This is a genomic window from Ferrovibrio terrae (assembly GCF_943371255.1).
Lineage (GTDB): Bacteria > Pseudomonadota > Alphaproteobacteria > Ferrovibrionales > Ferrovibrionaceae > Ferrovibrio > Ferrovibrio terrae_B.
In genome coordinates this window covers 1-16,214 of sequence record NZ_CALRUC010000103.1, presented here as the reverse complement: position 1 = coordinate 16,214, position 16,214 = coordinate 1, and the positions used below count along the sequence as shown (strand labels likewise).

At 64.5% G+C, this 16,214-nt stretch carries 18 protein-coding genes and 1 other RNA gene; 11 read left to right on the top strand and 8 right to left on the bottom strand.

Annotated features, from left to right (window positions below; all coding sequences use genetic code 11):
* The 6 genes from AAG799_RS18045 to AAG799_RS18020 all read left to right on the top strand — a co-directional run.
* On the top strand, positions 1-481 hold a 481-nt coding region (locus AAG799_RS18045; protein ID WP_341898121.1), incomplete at its 5' end, for a tetratricopeptide repeat protein.
* Positions 482-595: 114 nt separating this feature from the next.
* Positions 596-883, top strand: coding sequence for a hypothetical protein (locus tag AAG799_RS18040; protein ID WP_341898119.1), 288 nt, complete (start codon positions 596-598; stop codon positions 881-883).
* Positions 884-980: 97 nt separating this feature from the next.
* Positions 981-2,012: an ABC transporter substrate-binding protein gene (locus AAG799_RS18035; protein WP_341898118.1), complete on the top strand. Its 1,032-nt coding sequence runs from the start codon at positions 981-983 to the stop codon at positions 2,010-2,012.
* Between the two features lie 24 nt (positions 2,013-2,036).
* Entirely contained in the window at positions 2,037-2,810 is a 774-nt protein-coding gene (locus tag AAG799_RS18030) for an ABC transporter ATP-binding protein (protein ID WP_341898117.1), read from the top strand.
* A complete protein-coding gene (locus AAG799_RS18025) occupies positions 2,803-3,612 on the top strand; it encodes an ABC transporter permease (RefSeq protein WP_341898116.1) in 810 nt (269 codons plus the stop codon). Before AAG799_RS18030 ends, AAG799_RS18025 begins: the two co-directional genes overlap by 8 nt.
* 10 nt (positions 3,613-3,622) lie before the next feature.
* Complete coding sequence (locus AAG799_RS18020) at positions 3,623-4,954, top strand: FAD-dependent oxidoreductase (protein WP_341898115.1); 1,332 nt, start codon at positions 3,623-3,625, stop codon at positions 4,952-4,954.
* A gap of 4 nt (positions 4,955-4,958) precedes the next feature.
* Here the strand turns inward: AAG799_RS18020 and AAG799_RS18015 are convergent, their stop codons facing one another.
* A complete protein-coding gene (locus AAG799_RS18015) occupies positions 4,959-5,435 on the bottom strand; it encodes a MarR family transcriptional regulator (protein WP_341898113.1) in 477 nt (158 codons plus the stop codon).
* Between the two features lie 191 nt (positions 5,436-5,626).
* On the opposite strand from AAG799_RS18015, the gene AAG799_RS18010 reads away from it, so the two are divergent.
* Complete coding sequence (locus AAG799_RS18010; protein WP_341898112.1) at positions 5,627-6,163, top strand: NUDIX hydrolase; 537 nt, start codon at positions 5,627-5,629, stop codon at positions 6,161-6,163.
* 9 nt (positions 6,164-6,172) lie between these two features.
* Here the strand turns inward: AAG799_RS18010 and ftsY are convergent, their stop codons facing one another.
* From ftsY to AAG799_RS17985, 5 genes are all read right to left on the bottom strand, one after another.
* The gene (ftsY, locus tag AAG799_RS18005) at positions 6,173-7,111 is read right to left on the bottom strand and encodes a signal recognition particle-docking protein FtsY (RefSeq protein ID WP_341898110.1); all 939 of its coding nucleotides are present in this window, start codon (positions 7,109-7,111) and stop codon (positions 6,173-6,175) included.
* Positions 7,108-8,364 carry a tRNA (N(6)-L-threonylcarbamoyladenosine(37)-C(2))-methylthiotransferase MtaB gene (gene mtaB, locus AAG799_RS18000; protein ID WP_341898109.1) on the bottom strand — a complete coding sequence of 419 codons (1,257 nt, stop codon included), beginning with the start codon at positions 8,362-8,364 and terminating at the stop codon, positions 7,108-7,110. The genes ftsY and mtaB overlap by 4 nt, the downstream gene beginning before the upstream one ends.
* A 3-nt stretch (positions 8,365-8,367) precedes the next feature.
* On the bottom strand, positions 8,368-9,189 hold the full coding sequence (gene dapF / locus AAG799_RS17995; RefSeq protein WP_341898108.1) for a diaminopimelate epimerase: 822 nt from the start codon (positions 9,187-9,189) through the stop codon (positions 8,368-8,370).
* Positions 9,190-9,281: 92 nt separating this feature from the next.
* Entirely contained in the window at positions 9,282-9,791 is a 510-nt protein-coding gene (locus tag AAG799_RS17990; protein WP_341898107.1) for an Hpt domain-containing protein, read from the bottom strand.
* 15 nt (positions 9,792-9,806) lie between these two features.
* On the bottom strand, positions 9,807-10,304 hold the full coding sequence (locus tag AAG799_RS17985) for a response regulator (RefSeq protein ID WP_341898105.1): 498 nt from the start codon (positions 10,302-10,304) through the stop codon (positions 9,807-9,809).
* 232 nt (positions 10,305-10,536) lie between these two features.
* Here AAG799_RS17985 and AAG799_RS17980 point away from each other — a divergent pair, with 232 nt between their 5' ends.
* On the top strand, positions 10,537-11,742 hold the full coding sequence (locus tag AAG799_RS17980) for a multidrug effflux MFS transporter (RefSeq protein ID WP_341898104.1): 1,206 nt from the start codon (positions 10,537-10,539) through the stop codon (positions 11,740-11,742).
* A 4-nt stretch (positions 11,743-11,746) separates the two neighbouring features.
* On the opposite strand, the gene thyX is transcribed toward AAG799_RS17980, so the two are convergent.
* Complete coding sequence (thyX, locus tag AAG799_RS17975) at positions 11,747-12,685, bottom strand: FAD-dependent thymidylate synthase (protein ID WP_341898103.1); 939 nt, start codon at positions 12,683-12,685, stop codon at positions 11,747-11,749.
* Between the two features lie 136 nt (positions 12,686-12,821).
* Between thyX and ssrA the strand changes: the two genes are divergently transcribed.
* From ssrA to AAG799_RS17960, 3 genes are all read left to right on the top strand, one after another.
* Positions 12,822-13,183: a transfer-messenger RNA gene (gene ssrA / locus AAG799_RS17970) on the top strand.
* A 170-nt stretch (positions 13,184-13,353) separates the two neighbouring features.
* Entirely contained in the window at positions 13,354-13,863 is a 510-nt protein-coding gene (locus AAG799_RS17965) for a ClpXP protease specificity-enhancing factor SspB (RefSeq protein WP_341898102.1), read from the top strand.
* Positions 13,864-13,923: 60 nt separating this feature from the next.
* The gene (locus tag AAG799_RS17960) at positions 13,924-15,534 is read left to right on the top strand and encodes a fumarate hydratase (protein ID WP_341898101.1); all 1,611 of its coding nucleotides are present in this window, start codon (positions 13,924-13,926) and stop codon (positions 15,532-15,534) included.
* A 162-nt stretch (positions 15,535-15,696) separates the two neighbouring features.
* On the opposite strand, the gene AAG799_RS17955 is transcribed toward AAG799_RS17960, so the two are convergent.
* Positions 15,697-16,214, bottom strand: a 518-nt coding sequence (locus tag AAG799_RS17955; protein ID WP_341898100.1) for an ABC transporter ATP-binding protein, incomplete at its 5' end; no start/stop codon positions are given.

The following is a 16,214-nucleotide window of genomic DNA, read 5'->3' as shown; positions in this document are numbered from 1 at the left end:
CGAGCAGGTCGATGCCGCCCAGCAGATGTCTGCCGAGGATCGCACCGCGATGGTGCGCGGCATGGTCGAGCGCCTGGCCGAGCGGCTGAAGGACAATCCGAATGATGCCGAGGGCTGGCTGCGGCTGGCGCGCGCGCGCGAGGTGCTGGGCGAGGCCGATGCCGCCCGCGCCGCCCTGCGTCAGGCCGTGGCAGTGGCGCCCGCGCGGGTCGATGCCCGGCTGGCGCTGGCTTTCAATCTGGCCGGTCCGGCGGTGACCAGTCGCGATACCCTGCCGGTCGAGGCGGTGGCGGAATTCGCCAAGGTTCTGGACTTGGCCCCGCATCATCCGCAGGCGCTCTGGTTCGTTGGCCGCGGCGCTTTCGAGGCCGGCGACAAGGCCGCAGCCGGGGTGGCCTGGAACCGCCTGCTGGCCCAGCTGCCGCCCGACTCGCCCGAGGCAAAAGAGCTGTCCGAGCGCCTCGCCAGCCTGTCGCGTTAAACAGCCGTAACCCCCACCCGGCGTTAACCCCTGTTTAAGGGAGTCCTGCGCGTAATCGGGCCGTGTTGAGGGGGGCCATTCCGGCCCGGAATTGGGTCGTGGGGTTGGGTGATTATGGCCGTCGGACCGAGCAGCAATCTTCTTTCCGCGCTTTCGCAGTTGCAGGGCAGCCGCCCGGCCGCACCGGCCAGTCGTGCCCCGCAATCGGCACCCGGCTCCAGCACCTCCTCGACATCTGAGGTCAAACAGAACAGCTTTGCCGCCCAGCTTGGCAGCGTCGGCACCTCCATCCAGGTCGCCGACCAGCAGCGTGCACCGGCCGAGGCCCTGCCGCAGACCCAGTCGCGGCCGATCCCCAGCCGGGGCGGCCTGCTCGGCCAGCACGTCAATATTCTCGTATAAAACACGCCAGACTGACGGTCCCCGGTCTGATTGACGGGGCCTGTCGCGCCGATTAGCTTGACCCCAACGTTGCATACAAACGATCTGGGGAAACGTCATGCTGAAGCGCCATCCGCGTCTCGCGGTTCTGTCTGTTCTTGCCCTGCTCTGGCCCGGCCTCGCACTGGCCCAACCCAAGGACAAGGTGACCATCTCGGCCCTGCCGTTCATTTCCACCGCGCCGATCTTCATTGCCAAGGAGCGCGGCTATTTCGATGCCGAGGGCATCGATCTCGATATCAAGATCTTCAATGCCGCCCAGGCGGTTGCCGTCGCTGTCGCCTCCAACGACGCCGATTTCGGCATCACGGCCTTCACTGGCGGTTTCTTTAACCTGGCCGGCAAGGGCGCGCTGAAGGTGATCGCCGCCCAGAGCCGCGAGGAGCCGGGTTACAACTTCGTCGCCTATGTCGCTTCCAAGAAGGCCTATGACGCCGGTTTCCGCTCGCCGAAGGATTTCGCCGGCAAGAGCGTGGCGATCACCACGGTGGGCTCCAGCTTCCATTACAATCTCGGCATGCTGGCCGACAAATACGGCTTCAAGCTCGACAGCGTCGAGATGAAGCCGGTGCAGTCGATCCCCAACATGATGGCGTCGCTCGCCGGCGGCCAGGTCGATGCCACCATCCTGCCGGCCAACAATGCAATCAAGCTGCAGGACGATGGCGCCGGTCGCATCATCGGCTGGGTGCATGAGCATACGCCCTGGCAGCTGGGCGCTCTGTTCGCCTCGTCCAAGATCGTCAAGGAGAAGCGCCCGCTGGTCGAGCGTTTCGTGCGCGCCTACCAGAAGGGCCTCGCCGACTATGCCGGCGCCTTCCTGGCCAAGGACAGCCAGGGCAACCGCATGATCGGCGAGAAGGCCCTGGCGCTGATGCCGGTGCTGGAAAAGTGGGTGCAGCCCAAGCCGAGCATCGACACCGTGAAGATTGCCGCCAACTACATGGACCCGCAGGGCCGCCTGCTGGTGAAGAACATCTACGACCAGGTCGCCTGGGGTCAGGCCCAGGGGCTGGTCGACAAATCGGTCAAGGCAGTCGATTTCATCGACCTCAGCTTCGTGAAGGGTCATCTCGACCTGCCGAAATAAGCGCGCCGGAAAGAGTAACAGTCCATGCAGGTGCTGCTTGAGGATGTCGGCTATGCCTATGGCGACCTGCCGGTCCTCGATGGCGTCAGCTTTGCGGTCGGCGAGGGCGAGACGGCGGCGCTGATCGGCCCGTCGGGGTGCGGCAAGTCCACCCTGCTCAATCTGGTCGGCGGCCTGCTGGCGCAGCAGACCGGCCGCATCGCCACGCTGGGCGCGGCTCCGGCGGGCTGCCTCAATCCGCTCACCTTCGTGTTCCAGGATTTTGCCCTGCTGCCCTGGCGCAGCGTGGCCGGCAATGTGGCGCTGGCACTGGAGCATCACGGGCTGGGCCGGGCTGCGCAGGATGCCCGCATCGCCGAGGTGCTGGGGCTGTGCGGCCTGAGCGATTTTGCCGATGCGTTGCCAAAGCAGCTTTCGGGCGGCATGCGCCAGCGCGTCGGCATCGCGCGCGCCATCGCGGTGAAGCCCGCCGTGCTGCTGATGGATGAACCGCTGTCGGCGCTGGATGCCCAGACGCGCGAATTGCTGATGGAAGACCTGATCGCGATCTGGGCGCGCGAGCGCACCACCACACTATATGTGACGCATAACCTGACCGAGGCGGTGCGGCTGGCCGACAAGGTGGTGGTGCTGTCGCGCCGTCCCGGCCGGATCAAGCGCATTGTCGGTATCCCGGTGCCAGTGGCAGAGCGGCAGAAACCTGAACATGCCGGCCTGCTGAAGAATCTTCATGATGATCTCTGGGGTCTGATCAAGACCGAGGCGCAGGTGGCTGACCGCGAGATGCAGCATGTCTGACATCAATATGCCCGGCCGTGACCGCAGCAGCGTTGCCTTTCGTGGCGCCGGCTTCGTGCCGGGCACCACGCGCTGGGCGCCATGGCTCGCCTTCGCGCTGATCATCGCCAGCTGGGAAGCGGCCTGCCGGCTCGGCTGGCTGCCGCCGCTGTTCATGCCCGCGCCCAGCGAAGTGGTCAGCGCCCTGCATGACCTGCTGGTCGATGGCAAGCTGGTCACCCATATCACCGCATCGCTGAAGCGCATCCTGTCGGGCTGGATTCTCGGCAGCATCGCCGGCGTTGCTGTCGGCTTTGCCATGGGCATCTTCGTGCTGGCGCGCTCGGTCGGCCTGCCCGTGGTTTCGGCACTGTTCCCGATCCCCAAGATCGCGCTGCTACCGCTGTTCATCCTGTGGTTCGGCATCGGCGAGCCCTCCAAGATCGCCACCATCGGCCTCGGCGTTTTCTTCCCCACCGTGATCAGCGCCTATTCGGCGGTGGACAACGTGCCGCGCAACCTGATCCGCATGGCGCAGAGTTTCGGGCTCTCCACGCGCATGATCGTGTTCAAGGTGATCCTGCCCGGTGCCATGCCGGGCATCCTGGCGGGTTTCCGTATTTCGTCGTCGATTGCGCTGATCCTGGTGGTGGCGGCCGAGATGATCGGCACCCAGGTCGGCATCGGTGCCTTCGTGCTGGCGGCGGGCAACCTGATGCAGATCGACCAGCTGATCGCCGGTGTGGTGTTGCTGTCCGTGCTGGGTCTCACGGTGAGCGCCGTGCTCAGCTTCACCGAGAAGATCGTGCTGCGCTGGCGCTGAGGATATTTTGATGAGTGATTACCCGATTCCGGCCACCCGCATCGTCCAGCATGGTGCTGCCGCCGCGCCGCGCGTGATCGAGGCTGATATCGTCGTGGTCGGTGCCGGCATCAGCGGCATCTCTGCGGCGCTGGAAGCCGCCGGACTCGGCCATCGCGTCGTGCTGGTCGATGCTGGCCAGCAGCTCGGCGGCCAGTCCACCGGTACGCTGCTCGGCACCTTCTGCGGCTTCTATTCCAACGGGCCGGAACCCTATCGCGTCGTTTACGGCATGGTCGATGCGATGTTTGCGCATCTCAAACGCGAAGACGCCTTCCATCTGCGCCGTGGCCGCAACAGCTATATCCCGCTCTATCAGGAACAGGTGCTGGTGCGCTGGATCGAGCAGGCGGTGCATGCTGCCGGCATCGAGGCACTGCTGGGCGCCACATTGCTGGACGTGCGTCGTGATGGCGGCCGGATCGCCAGTCTCAGCCTCGCCACCCGCTTTGGGCCGATTGAGCTGCGCGGCCAGGGTTTTGTTGATGCGTCCGGCGATGCCGCACTCAGCTATCTTGCCGGCTTCGACTGCCGCGAACCGGTCAGCCCGATCATGGGCACGCTGATGTTCACCATCGAGGGTTTTGACGAAGTCGCCGCTTTGCAGCTCGACCGCTGGGCCGTGCAGAAGCGTCTGGCCGAGGTGGGTGACCGGTATGGCCTGGTGCGACGTGATGGCTTTGTCTTTGCCTTCCCCGGCAAGGGGCAGGCCACCGTCAACATGACCCATGTTGAAACCCCGCTCGATGCTGGTGGGTATGCCAGGGCACAGGCCGAGGGCAGGGCACAGGCCGACCGAGTGGTCGATTTCCTGCGCGGTGAGTATCCGGCGGCCTTCGCCCGGGAAGCCAAGCTGGCGCGGGTGCGGCAATACGGCTTCCTCGGCATTCGCCAGACGCGCTGGATCGTCGGTGGCCACAGCCTGCAGATCGAGGAGGTGCGGCAGGGCCTGAAGCCCGCCGACGCCATCCTGCGCTGTTCATGGCCGGTCGAACTGCATGACAGGCCTGAGGATGTGCATTGGGAGGAGTTCGGCGACGATCACCTGCACTACGTGCCGCTGCGCGCCATGGTGCCGCGCGGGGCTGAAAATCTGGTGGCGGCCGGCCGCTGCATTGATGGCGATCCGGCCGCACTCAGTTCTGTGCGCGTGATGGGGCCCTGCGTGGCGATGGGTGCGGCTGCGGCGCAGGCGCTGGACCTTGCCGGCGCCGGCTCGGTGCAGCAGATCGACATGGCCGCACTGCAGTTGCGGCTGAACGACAATCTTGAACGCTGTGATCGCCCGGAAAGGCTTTCCTGAGCGGTCAGCGTGCTTCCAGGTTGTCGACCAGCTCGCGCAGCAGGGTGATGAATTCACCGCGCTTGGCGACCGGGATCGGATCAAGCAGGCGATCCTGCGCCCGTGCCACACCCGGCTGGGCCGCGCGCAGCTGCCGTTCGCCTTCCGGCGTCACCGCCAGTGCGTTGGTGCGGCGATCGCTTTCGGTCCGCTGGCGCACCAGAAGGCCGCGCTTGATCAGCCGTGCCACCATCTCGGCCACCGTCGAGCGGTCGATGCCGGTCTGGCGCACCAGATCCACTTGGCTGATGCCACTTTTCTGGTAGATCGCCAGCAGCAACGCGAATTGCCGCGGCGTCAGTCCATTGCTGCCGACTTCCGCCGTATAGAGATCGACGGCAAGTTGCTGGCAGCGTCGCAACAGATGCCCCGGTGCATCCTGCAAGTTGAATACGCCGAGCGTGTCGCCGGCGCCGTTCTGGGCGGTCTTGTCCCCCGACATGAACCCTCCCCTTTCTTATGTTTTTTGTTTAAGCCTGCCTGTCGCTGACTGGACGGGTATTTATCCCGCTTCTCAGTCCACTGATAAAACGCCATTTGCATGGGATTCGTCCAGAGAAAGCTGCAATATTTTACGACCTGTGAATGAAACGCGTATGCTGATCATTCTTGAGACTGCAAGTATCGGCTGCCATGCAAAACCCGAGAGATTTCCGCTTTTCCAGGCGCATCCCCGACGGCGACAGCCTCGAACGTCATGTCTGCACCGATTGCGGCTGGATTCACTACACCAATCCGAAAATCGTTGTGGGCGCAGTGGTTACCGATGGCGAGCAGATCCTGCTCTGCCGCCGCGCCATCGCGCCGCGGGAAGGGTTCTGGACGATACCGGCCGGTTACATGGAGGAACGCGAAACCTCTGAAGCCGGCGCTATGCGTGAGGCGATGGAAGAGGCCTGTGCCGAGATCCGTATCGACGCGCTGCTGGCGGTTTACAACATTCCGCGCATCAGCCAGGTGCAGCTGATCTATCGTGCCACACTGGCGAAGCCTGATTTCAGCGCCGGTCCTGAATCGCTGGAGGTCAGGCTGTTCCGCTGGGAGGAGATTCCCTGGAGCGATCTGGCTTTCCCGTCGGTGCACTGGGCGTTGCTGCACCATCGCAGCGTGATCGGCCGCGAGGCTTTCCCGGCCTTTGGCAATCCGCCGGGAGAATTGGGCAATTACTGATCCAGCCAGTTACTGATCAAGACCGGCCAGCGCGCGGGCAAAGCCCTGTGCGGAGAAGGGCTGCAGGTCGGCAGCCTGTTCGCCGACGCCGATATAGTGCACCGGCAGTCCGAATTTGTCGGCAATCGCCACCAGCACGCCGCCGCGCGCCGTGCCGTCCAGCTTGGTGACGACCAGACCGGTGACGGCGCAGATTTCCTTGAAGGTGGCGACCTGGCTGATCGCGTTCTGGCCTGTCGTGGCATCCAGCACCAGCAGCACATGATGCGGGGCGTCGGGTACCTGCTTTTTCAGCACGCGCACGATCTTGGCCAGTTCGCCCATCAAGTCGGCCTTGTTCTGCAGGCGACCGGCGGTGTCGATCATCAGGACATCGACGCCTTTCGCCTGCGCCTGGGTCAGCGCATCGAAGGCGAGGCCGGCGGCATCGGCACCGGTTTCTCGTGCCAGCACCTGCGCATGCGCCCGCTCGCCCCAGACCTTCAGCTGCTCGACGGCGGCGGCGCGGAACGTGTCGCCGGCGGCCAGCATCACCGTCTTGCCATCGTCATGCAGCTTGCTGGCGATCTTGCCGATTGTGGTGGTTTTGCCCACGCCGTTGACGCCGACGATCAGGATCACCTGCGGTTTCGCGCCGCTCAGGTCCATCGGTCTTTCCACCGGCTGCAGCAAAGGCGTCACGGCCTCTGCCAGCGCACTGCGGATTTCATCGGGCGTGATGTCCTTGTCGAAACGGTCCTTGGCGATGGCCGTGACGATCTTGGCTGCCGTGGCAATGCCCAGATCGGCTTTGATCAGGGTCTCTTCCAGCTCGTCCAGCGCCTCGCGGTCCAGCTTGCGCTTGGTGAATAAGGCGCCGATCTGCTCGCCCAGTTGCCCGGCCGAGCGCGACAGGCCGGCCTTCAGCCGGCCGAACCAGCCGGTCTTCTTTTCATGGGATTCGCTCATGCCGCATCCAGCCAGAGTTTGCCGTCGCGCACGGACGCGATCCTTGCCGCGACAATACTGCCCTTTGCCAGATGGCCGGGCAGCACGACCGGAGCGTAGGTTTCATCGCGGCCCACGCCTTCCTGCTCGACCAGTATGCTCGCCTCTGTCCCTATGCGGCCGGCGAGAAAACGGTTGAGCGCGGCATCGGCTTCGGCGCGCAGCATGGCGGCACGCGCGCGGCGCAGCTCGACCGGCAATTGCGGCATGCGCGCAGCCGGCGTACCGGGGCGCGGCGAGTAGGGGAAGACATGCACGAAGGCGAGGCCAGCCGCGGCGATCAGGCTGCGGCTTTGCTCAAACGCCGCATCGTTTTCGGTCGGAAAACCGGCAATCAGGTCGGCGCCCAGCGCAATGCCCGGCCGCAGCTGCTGCAGCCGCTGTGCCATCTCCAGTGCCTGGGCACGGCTGTGGCGGCGCTTCATGCGCTTCAGGATCAGGTCATCGCCGGCCTGCAGGCTGAGATGCGCATGCGGCATCACACGCGGTTCCTCGGCATAGAGGCGCAGGAGGTCGGCATCGATCTCGGCCGGATCGAGCGAGGAAAACCGGAGGCGCTGGATGCCTGGCGCCAGATCGAGCAGGCGGCGCACGGCGCTGCCCAGTGTCGGCTGGCCCGGCAGGTCATGGCCGTAGGAGGTGATGTCGACACCGGTCAGCACGAATTCGCGATAGCCGCGTTCAGTCAGCTGCTTTGCCTGTTCGACGACCGCATCCAGCGCCAGTGACCGGCTCGGGCCGCGGCCATAGGGGATGATGCAGAAGGTGCAGCGATGATCGCAGCCCTGCTGGATTTCCAGATAGGCGCGCGGCCGGCCGGGAAAATGACTGACCGCGGGGAGCGCCGGTGGCGCATCCTGCAGGATGTCGCCCACGCTCACGCGCGGCGCATCCTTGTCGAGATCGCGCCACAGGGCTTCGCCCAGTTTCTCGCGGTTGCCGATCACATGATCGACCTCGGCCATGGCGGCAAAACCCTGCGGATTGACCTGGGCGGCACAGCCGGTCACCACGATGCGGGCATCGGGCCGTTCGCGGCGCAGGCGGCGGATCGCCTGGCGCGCCTGCTTTTCGGCCTCGGCGGTCACAGCGCAGGTGTTCACTACCACGACATCGTTGCGGCCATGTTTGGCAAGGGCGGCGCGGATCGCCTCGCCCTCATAGGCATTGAGGCGGCAGCCGAAATTCAGAACGCCCGACTCTGTCTCGGCCATTGCTCAGGCAGCGTCGTGCAGGGCGGCCCAGAAACTCGGCGGGATTTCGCCGTGGAAGGCCTCGGTGGCCGGGCCGGTCATGTAGATATGATTGTCCGCGCCCCATTCGATGGTCAGCACGCCGCCATCCAGCACGATCTGTGCCTTGCGCTCGCTCAGGTCGCGGCGGGCGGCGGCCACCAGTGTGGCGCAGGCGCCGGTGCCACAGGCGCGCGTGATGCCGGCGCCGCGCTCCCACACCCGCATGCGGATCTGCGTGCGATCGATGATCTCGGCGAATTCGACATTGATGCGTTGCGGGAACAGCGGGTCGTGTTCGATCTGCGGGCCGATCTCGCCCAGCGGCACGGCTTCGGCATGGGGCACGAAGAACACCACATGCGGGTTGCCGACATTCACCGCACCGGGCTTGTCGTAACCGCCATGGCTGTAAGCCATGCTCATGGTGTTCATCTCGCGGGCCAGCGGAATCGACCGCCAGTCGAAATGCGGCTCGCCCATATCCACCGTGATCAGACCGCTGGCGCCGGTCTTCGCGTTCAGCCAGCCGCCCAGCGTATCGATGCTGACAGTGTCCTTGCCGTTTTCCCGCATCAGCAGGGTGGCGACGCAGCGCGCGGCATTGCCGCAAGATTCCACTTCGCCGCCATCGGCATTGTGAATGCGCATGAAGGCATCCGCCTTGTCCGAACGCTCGATGGTGATCATCTGGTCGAAGCCCACGCCGCGCTTGCGGTCACCCAGCAGCTTCACCGCGGCCAGGTCGAGTGGCAGGCTGTGGTCGCGCGCGTCCAGCACGACGAAATCGTTGCCGAGTCCGTGCATTTTGACAAACGGGAGTGGGCTGGACGGGTGCATGCGGGGTTTATAGGGCGGAGGGACCGGAGAGTCCAGATAAGGCCGGTACCGGGAAACGGCTAGGGGGTGACTTTGGCGCCCGGTTTGGCCTTGTCGACGGCCGCTTTCAGCGAGGCGCGCAGCTGGGCTTCCAGCGGCCCGCCAGAGCCCTTGATGCGGTGGGAGACCACCACGTACAGGGTGTCGACATGGATGCTGACGATTTCCTGCTGCAGTTCGTCCAGGTCGGTGAGTTCTTTCAGGAAGTCGTGCAGCGACTTGGCGAACTCGGTCAGCAGGGGATAGCCGAATACGCCGCCCATGCCCTTGATCTGGAAGGCCTCCTCGCGGATATGTTCCAGCACCTCGCGGCGCGCGGAAGGCTCCGAGGCGGCCCGGCCCAGCGCTTCGCGCAGGCCTTTCAGGCTTTCCACGGTCTCGTCCAGGAACTGGGTCGAGGAATTCTCGACCAGCTGCTCCATCTTCTTGAGCGTCTCGGGGTCGAGCTTGATGTCCATGCCGGTCTTGTAATTGACCGCCTTGCGTTTCAGCTCGCCACGATTGGGGATGATTTGGGCTTTGCTGCGCATGCTGCGGCCCGTGGCCTATTCGGGTTTCTGCTGACGCCGGTCAACGCCTTCGAACGGCAACTGCTGGCGCCGGCGATCCGGGCCGAAATAGCCTTTGACGCTGACAAAATCGCGCGGTCGCGCCACCACCGACACCAGGCGGCGATACATCCCGTCGGCGGTAAAGGGCTTGGCGAGGAATTCGGTCACGCCCTTGTCGCGCGACTCCATCACATATTCGAATTCGGAATTGGCGGTCAGCATGATGACCGGCATCATGCGGTCCGGCGAGCCGCCATCGGTGCGCAGCCAGTCGAGCAGTTCGAGGCCGGAGCGCGGCTTGAGATTCCACTCGGTGATCAGCACGTCGAAGCCGCCGGCACGCAGGTTGGCAATCGCCTTTTCGCTGTCGCGCGCCGTCGTGCACTGGGTGCAACCCAGCATCATCAGGATATCCTTGATCAGCTGGCACATCAGCCGATTGCTATCCACGATAAGAAAGCGGACGTGGCTGAAATCGATTTTTTCCGACATCCCGTTCCGACCGCCCCTCTGCTTAAATCCTGCTTTTTACCCACAGGCTTGCCAGCGCATCTGGCATCTTCAAACCGGACTTATATCCCCAGGCCACGCCGCGCTAGAATCATAGAAATACATTTGCGATCATATATATACTGGCCATCCGGTGAAGCCAACCAATCCGTAATACTTCTGAGCGGATTGACTTCATTATCATACAACCGGCGAGCCATTACCACCCGGTCCGATGCCCAAATCCCCTCCGCCTGCCGGCCTGCTGTTGCTGCTTACCATCCTGTTCTCGAACGGGATTCTGGCAGCGACCATGTATCTGCCGTCGTTGCCCACCATCGGCGATCAACTGGCTGCCCCGGCCGATGCGCTGCCGCTCACCCTGACGGTCTATTTCATCACTTTTGCCGGCGGGCAGCTGATCTATGGCCCGCTGAGCGACCGCTATGGCCGCCGCCCGCTGCTGCTGGGCGGGCTGGTCATCATGGTGGCCGGGTCGGCAGCCTGCGCCGTGGTCGATAGTTTGCCGGCTCTGCTCTGGGCGCGGGCGGCGCAGGGTCTGGGCGCGGCCAGCGCCATGGCCACCGGCCGGGCCATCATCAATGACACCTACGAGCGGACCCAGGCGGCGCGCGCCACCTCCATCGTCAGCGCCTCGCTGGCGATCGCCCCCATCGTGTCGCCGATGCTGGGTGGCCTGATCGAGCATTTCCTCGACTGGCGCGCCAATTTCTGGATCACCGGCGGCATCACGCTGGCCGTGCTGGCGATCCTGGCTCTGCGCCTGCCGGAAACCCACAAGCCCGATCCGGCGGCGGGGCCGCTGCTGCCCAGCATCCTGCGTGCCTATGGTTTCCTGCTCGGCAACCGCACTTTCCTCACCTTTTGCCTGCTCAACCTGGCGATCTTTGCCGGCCTGCACGGCTTCAGTGCCGGCGCGCCGGCAGTGCTGATCGGCACCCTGGCGCTCGATGCGGTCAGCTTTGGCGTGCTGACCGCCATGGGCAGTGCGGGCTTTTTCGTCGGCGCGATGGCCTCGTCCTGGTTCGGCACCAGGCTGGGTTTGCGCCGGATCATCGATGCCGGCGTGCTCTGCACGCTGGGCGGTGCCGTGGGGCTGGCGCTGTATGTGGAAATTTTTGAGCCCAGCGTCACTGCCATCATCGCGCTGCGCATGCTCTGGGCGGTCGGCATGGGGCTGGTGCTGCCCAATTCGATGGTCGCCGCCATCGGCGTCAATCCGGCCACCATCGGCGCCGGGGCGGCGCTGGCCGGTTTCCTGCAGACCATCGGTGGCGTGCTGGGATCGGCGATGAACGCACTGTTCCCGGCCGGCGATCCGCTGTCGCTCGGGCTCGCCTTCGGCAGCACGGCGGTGCTCGGCGCCGTGGTCTGGTGGATGAACCGCGACGCGGTCGCGCCGCCGGACAGGGCCGGCTAGCGCTTCAGCTTTCCGGCTTCAGCACGGCCATCAGCTCGCGCCATTCGCGCGCGCTCATGCCGGAATTGGCCTGCTCGACCGCTTCGCCCGCCAGCATGCGGCGCACCGCCTTGATGGCGGAAGCCGACAGCGCCGCGCCGCCAATGCGGTATTCCATGAAGGCGTCGTAGCAGGCCGGCACCCAGCGCTTCACCGTATCCAGCATGGCTTCGGCATAGACGCGGATTTCATACTGCGCATGGCTGTCGGCGCGTAAGGACAGGAAATGCAGCAGGTTCAGCAGATCGGTCTTCCAGTACCACTGGGTATAGAAGTTCACCGTCAGGTTCATGCGCGCCAGTTCGCGCGCCAGGCCCTCGCGGCCTTCATCGCGCTTGCTGCCATCGGGGCGCTCGTTCAGCATTTCCTCATATGAGGCATAGCTCTGGCTGGCATCGCGCTTCAGCAGCTCCAGCACGCGGGCGGCTTCCGGCCCGGTCAGGATGTCGCCGCGGCCCTGGCGGTTCGAGCTTGACTGCGCCGCCAGCTGGTCGGGGGCGGGGATGTAGAACTCGTTGTCCAGGATCGAATAGCGCGCCGAGTATTCGTTCACATTGGCGGTGCGATGGCGGATCCACTGGCGGGCCACGAAGATCGGCAGCTTCACGTGATACTTGATCTCGCACATCTCGAACGGCGTGGTGTGCCGGTGCCGCATCAGGTAGTTGATCAGGCCGCGATCCTCGCTGACCTTCTTGGTGCCGCGGCCATAGGAGACGCGGGCGGCCTGCACGACGGCAGAGTCGTCGCCCATGTAATCGACGACGCGCACGAAGCCATGGTCGAGCACGGTCAGCGGCTCGTACAGGATCTCCTCCAGCGCCGGCACGGTGGCGCGGCGGGTGGTCTGGCTGTGGGTGCGCAGGGCGGCGATTTCGGCGGCCTGCTCCGGCGTCATGGTCATACGGCAATCTCCGGCAATTTCCGGCGACTCGGGTCGCCGGGCGAAAGGCAGGTGGTTATAGACCGGCGGGCCGATTCCACTAAAGGCCCGGGGTCTCCAAAAGCCCCGGCGGCGGTCTGGAAGTAACTGCGCCGCACCCCTTCAAAAGCTGGCCCGGACCCCCTAAGTTAGGGGCGTCGGGAAACCGACTATGGTGATAAACGCTATGGAGAATAGGCGTTACGGACCCGGGGGCAGTACCCGGCGCCTCCACCATGAGCCCAGGCCGTGCAGGACGGCGGATGACGGGAAAACGGCCGGAAACGGCCCCGTATCCAGGCTCTGGGTTGATGATGGGGGCGAATCAGGCTCGACGTGCGCAGTAAAAACATAGTTTTTGCCCGGCATGATACCGCCGTTATCGGGTCACTCTCTAAGTGCCAACGACAATAGCGTTGCACTCGCTGCCTAATAGGTAAGCGCGGCACGGGGGGCGCCGGGCAACAGAAGCCCCCCACTTTCATCCTCAACCAGAGCGTTCTGGCCGGGAATGCCCCCGGCTAAATGCCTGTGCCGGGTTAATACCTGTGGAAGACCGGCCCAGAACGTCGCTTGTGGGCCGGCTTGTAATTGAACCCCCGTCTGCGGGCGGGTAAAATGGGGCCATCGCGTCCCCGAGAAGATCAGTCATGGCCGGCAAGCTGCTCGATTACAATCAACTGGTAGAAACCGCCCTGCGGGGGGCGGTGCGCGAGGCGCTGAAGCGCGTCGCCGAATTCGGCCTGCCCGGCAATCATCATTTCTACATCACCTTCCGCACCGACCAGCCCGGCGTCGAACTGCCGGACTACCTGCATGAGCGCTATCCGGAAGAGATGACCATCGTGCTGCAGCACCAGTATTGGGGGCTGGAGGCGCATGAAGACTGGTTCCAGGTGACGCTCAGCTTCAACAAGGTGCCCGAACGCCTGGTGATCGCCTATGCGGCGATCAGCGCTTTTGCCGATCCCAGCGTGCAGTTCGGCCTGCAGTTCCGTGTCGCGCCGAATGCGGAAAACCGCCCGGCCATGGCCACTCCGGCGCCGATCGGCAATGCCGAACCCGGCCAGACGGAAGACACGCCGGCCGACGATTCCGGCGCCGAGCGCAAGACCGGCGACGTGGTCGCGCTGGATGCCTTCCGCAAAAAGAAGACCTGAGACCCGCAAGCTTTCCTTCCGGCTCCCAGCCTGAGCCGTGCACCAGCCCCGGAGACGACAATGCCCGAGTTCCGCTACGAGGACCTGTTTCCGCTCGGTCCCGACACCACGCCCTATCGCAAGCTTTCCAGCGACGGCGTCGAGGTCATCAAGGCCGGCGGCAAGGATGTGCTGCAGGTCAGCGACAAGGCGATGAGCGATCTCAGCTTCGCCGCCATGCGCGATATCGCGCATCTGTTCCGCCCCGGCCATCTGGCCCAGCTGCGCGCCATCCTGGATGACAAGGATGCCTCGCCGAACGATCACTTCGTGGCGCTGGAGCTTCTGAAAAACGCCAATATCTCGGCCGGCATGGTGCTGCCCAGCTGCCAGGATACCGGCACCGCCATCGTGATCGGCAAGAAGGGCCAGTATGTCTGGACCTCGGGCAAGGACGAGGAGGCGCTGTCGCACGGCATCTACCGCACCTATACCGAGACCAGCCTGCGCTATTCGCAGCTCGCGCCGCTGTCCATGTTCGAGGAAAAGAATACCGGCACGAATCTGCCGGCGCAGATCGAGCTGTATGCCACCGATGGCGATGCCTACAAGTTCCTGTTCATGGCCAAGGGCGGCGGGTCGGCCAACAAGACCTATCTCTACCAGCAGACGCCGGCCGTGCTGCGCGGCGACAGCCTGCTGAAATTCCTCGATACCCAGATCAAGACGCTGGGTACCGCGGCCTGCCCGCCGTATCACCTCGCCATCGTGATCGGCGGCCTCTCGGCCGAACTCAATCTCAAGACCGCCAAGCTGGCCTCGGCGCGCTATCTCGACAACCTGCCGACCAAGGGCAGCCCGTCGGGCCATGCCTTCCGCGATGTGGAATTCGAGCAGAAGATTCTCGAACTCACCCGCGCCAACGGCATCGGCGCCCAGTTCGGTGGCAAGTATTTCTGCCATGATGTGCGCGTCATCCGCCTGCCGCGCCACGGCGCCAGCGTGCCGGTCGGCATCGCGGTGTCCTGCTCGGCCGATCGTCAGGCGATGGGCAAGATCACCCGCGACGGCATCTATCTGGAAAAGCTGGAAACCAACCCGGCGCAGTATCTGCCCGAGCATGAGGAAAAGCTGTCGGCCGAGGTGGTCAAGATCGACCTCAACCAGCCGATGGCCGAGATCCGCAAAACGCTGTCGCAGTATCCGGTCAAGACACGGCTGTCGCTCAGCGGCACGCTGATCGTCGCCCGCGACCTGGCGCATGCCAAATTCGCCGAACGGATCGAGCGCGGCGAGGGCCTGCCCGAGTATGTGAAGAACCACATGATCTATTACGCCGGCCCGGCCAAGACGCCGGACGGCATGGCGTCCGGCTCCTTCGGCCCCACCACGGCCGGCCGCATGGATTCCTACGTCGGCACGCTGATGGAAAACGGCGGCGGCTTCATCAGCCTGGCCAAGGGCAACCGCTCCAAGCAGGTGACCGAAGCCTGCAAGAAATACGGCGGCTTCTATCTCGGCTCGATCGGCGGCCCGGCCGCGATCCTGGCCAAGAACTGCATCAAGAAGGTCGAGCAGCACGAATATCCCGAACTCGGCATGGAGTCGGTGTGGAAGATCGAGGTGGAGGATTTCCCCGCCTTCATCATCGTCGACGACAAGGGCAACGACTTCTTCGCCAATCTGGCGTAACGAAGGCCCTCACCCTCCCGCCGCTATGCGGCGGGTCCCTCCCTCTCCCATAAAATGGGAGAGGGTAAAAAAAGCGAAAGCCTCCCTGATTGAAACGGGGAGGCTTTTTGTTTACCCCCTCTCCCGCTTGCGGGAGAGGGTAGGGGTGAGGGTGTTGCAGAGCTAAAGTCCCATATAGGCCTGTCGCACGCGGTCATCGTGCAGCAGATCCTGCCCGCTGCCCTGCATGACGATATGGCCGTTCTCAAGCACATAAGCCTGATCGGCCAGCTTGAGCGACACGGCGACATTCTGCTCGACCAGGATCACCGTCATGCCGCGCTCGGCATGCAGCAGCCGGATGATGCGGAACACCTCCTGCACCACGGCGGGCGCCAGGCCCAATGAAGGCTCGTCGAACATGATCAGGTCGGGCTGGCCCATCAGGCAGCGGCCGATGGCCAGCATCTGCTGCTCGCCGCCCGACATGGTGCCGGCCAGCTGGTCGCGCCGCTCGGCCAGGCGCGGGAACAGGTGGAACACCTCGTCCAACGTGGCCTTTTCCTTGCCGCGCGCACGCGGCAGCAGGGCGCCCATTTCCAGATTCTCCAGCACGCTGAGCGTGGGGAAAATCTGGCGGCCCTCGGCCACCTGGCCGATGCCGAGATTGCAGACCTTGTAACTGGGCAATCCGCCGATCT

Coding starts and splice junctions, on each gene's coding strand:
- AAG799_RS18040 (WP_341898119.1), top strand. CDS start 596: ATGGCCGTCGGACCGAGCAGCAATCTTCTTTCCGCGCTTTCGCAGTTG.
- AAG799_RS18035 (WP_341898118.1), top strand. CDS start 981: ATGCTGAAGCGCCATCCGCGTCTCGCGGTTCTGTCTGTTCTTGCCCTG.
- AAG799_RS18030 (WP_341898117.1), top strand. CDS start 2,037: ATGCAGGTGCTGCTTGAGGATGTCGGCTATGCCTATGGCGACCTGCCG.
- AAG799_RS18025 (WP_341898116.1), top strand. CDS start 2,803: ATGTCTGACATCAATATGCCCGGCCGTGACCGCAGCAGCGTTGCCTTT.
- AAG799_RS18020 (WP_341898115.1), top strand. CDS start 3,623: ATGAGTGATTACCCGATTCCGGCCACCCGCATCGTCCAGCATGGTGCT.
- AAG799_RS18015 (WP_341898113.1), bottom strand. CDS start 5,435: ATGTCGGGGGACAAGACCGCCCAGAACGGCGCCGGCGACACGCTCGGC.
- AAG799_RS18010 (WP_341898112.1), top strand. CDS start 5,627: ATGCAAAACCCGAGAGATTTCCGCTTTTCCAGGCGCATCCCCGACGGC.
- ftsY (WP_341898110.1), bottom strand. CDS start 7,111: ATGAGCGAATCCCATGAAAAGAAGACCGGCTGGTTCGGCCGGCTGAAG.
- mtaB (WP_341898109.1), bottom strand. CDS start 8,364: ATGGCCGAGACAGAGTCGGGCGTTCTGAATTTCGGCTGCCGCCTCAAT.
- dapF (WP_341898108.1), bottom strand. CDS start 9,189: ATGCACGGACTCGGCAACGATTTCGTCGTGCTGGACGCGCGCGACCAC.
- AAG799_RS17990 (WP_341898107.1), bottom strand. CDS start 9,791: ATGCGCAGCAAAGCCCAAATCATCCCCAATCGTGGCGAGCTGAAACGC.
- AAG799_RS17985 (WP_341898105.1), bottom strand. CDS start 10,304: ATGTCGGAAAAAATCGATTTCAGCCACGTCCGCTTTCTTATCGTGGAT.
- AAG799_RS17980 (WP_341898104.1), top strand. CDS start 10,537: ATGCCCAAATCCCCTCCGCCTGCCGGCCTGCTGTTGCTGCTTACCATC.
- thyX (WP_341898103.1), bottom strand. CDS start 12,685: ATGACCATGACGCCGGAGCAGGCCGCCGAAATCGCCGCCCTGCGCACC.
- AAG799_RS17965 (WP_341898102.1), top strand. CDS start 13,354: ATGGCCGGCAAGCTGCTCGATTACAATCAACTGGTAGAAACCGCCCTG.
- AAG799_RS17960 (WP_341898101.1), top strand. CDS start 13,924: ATGCCCGAGTTCCGCTACGAGGACCTGTTTCCGCTCGGTCCCGACACC.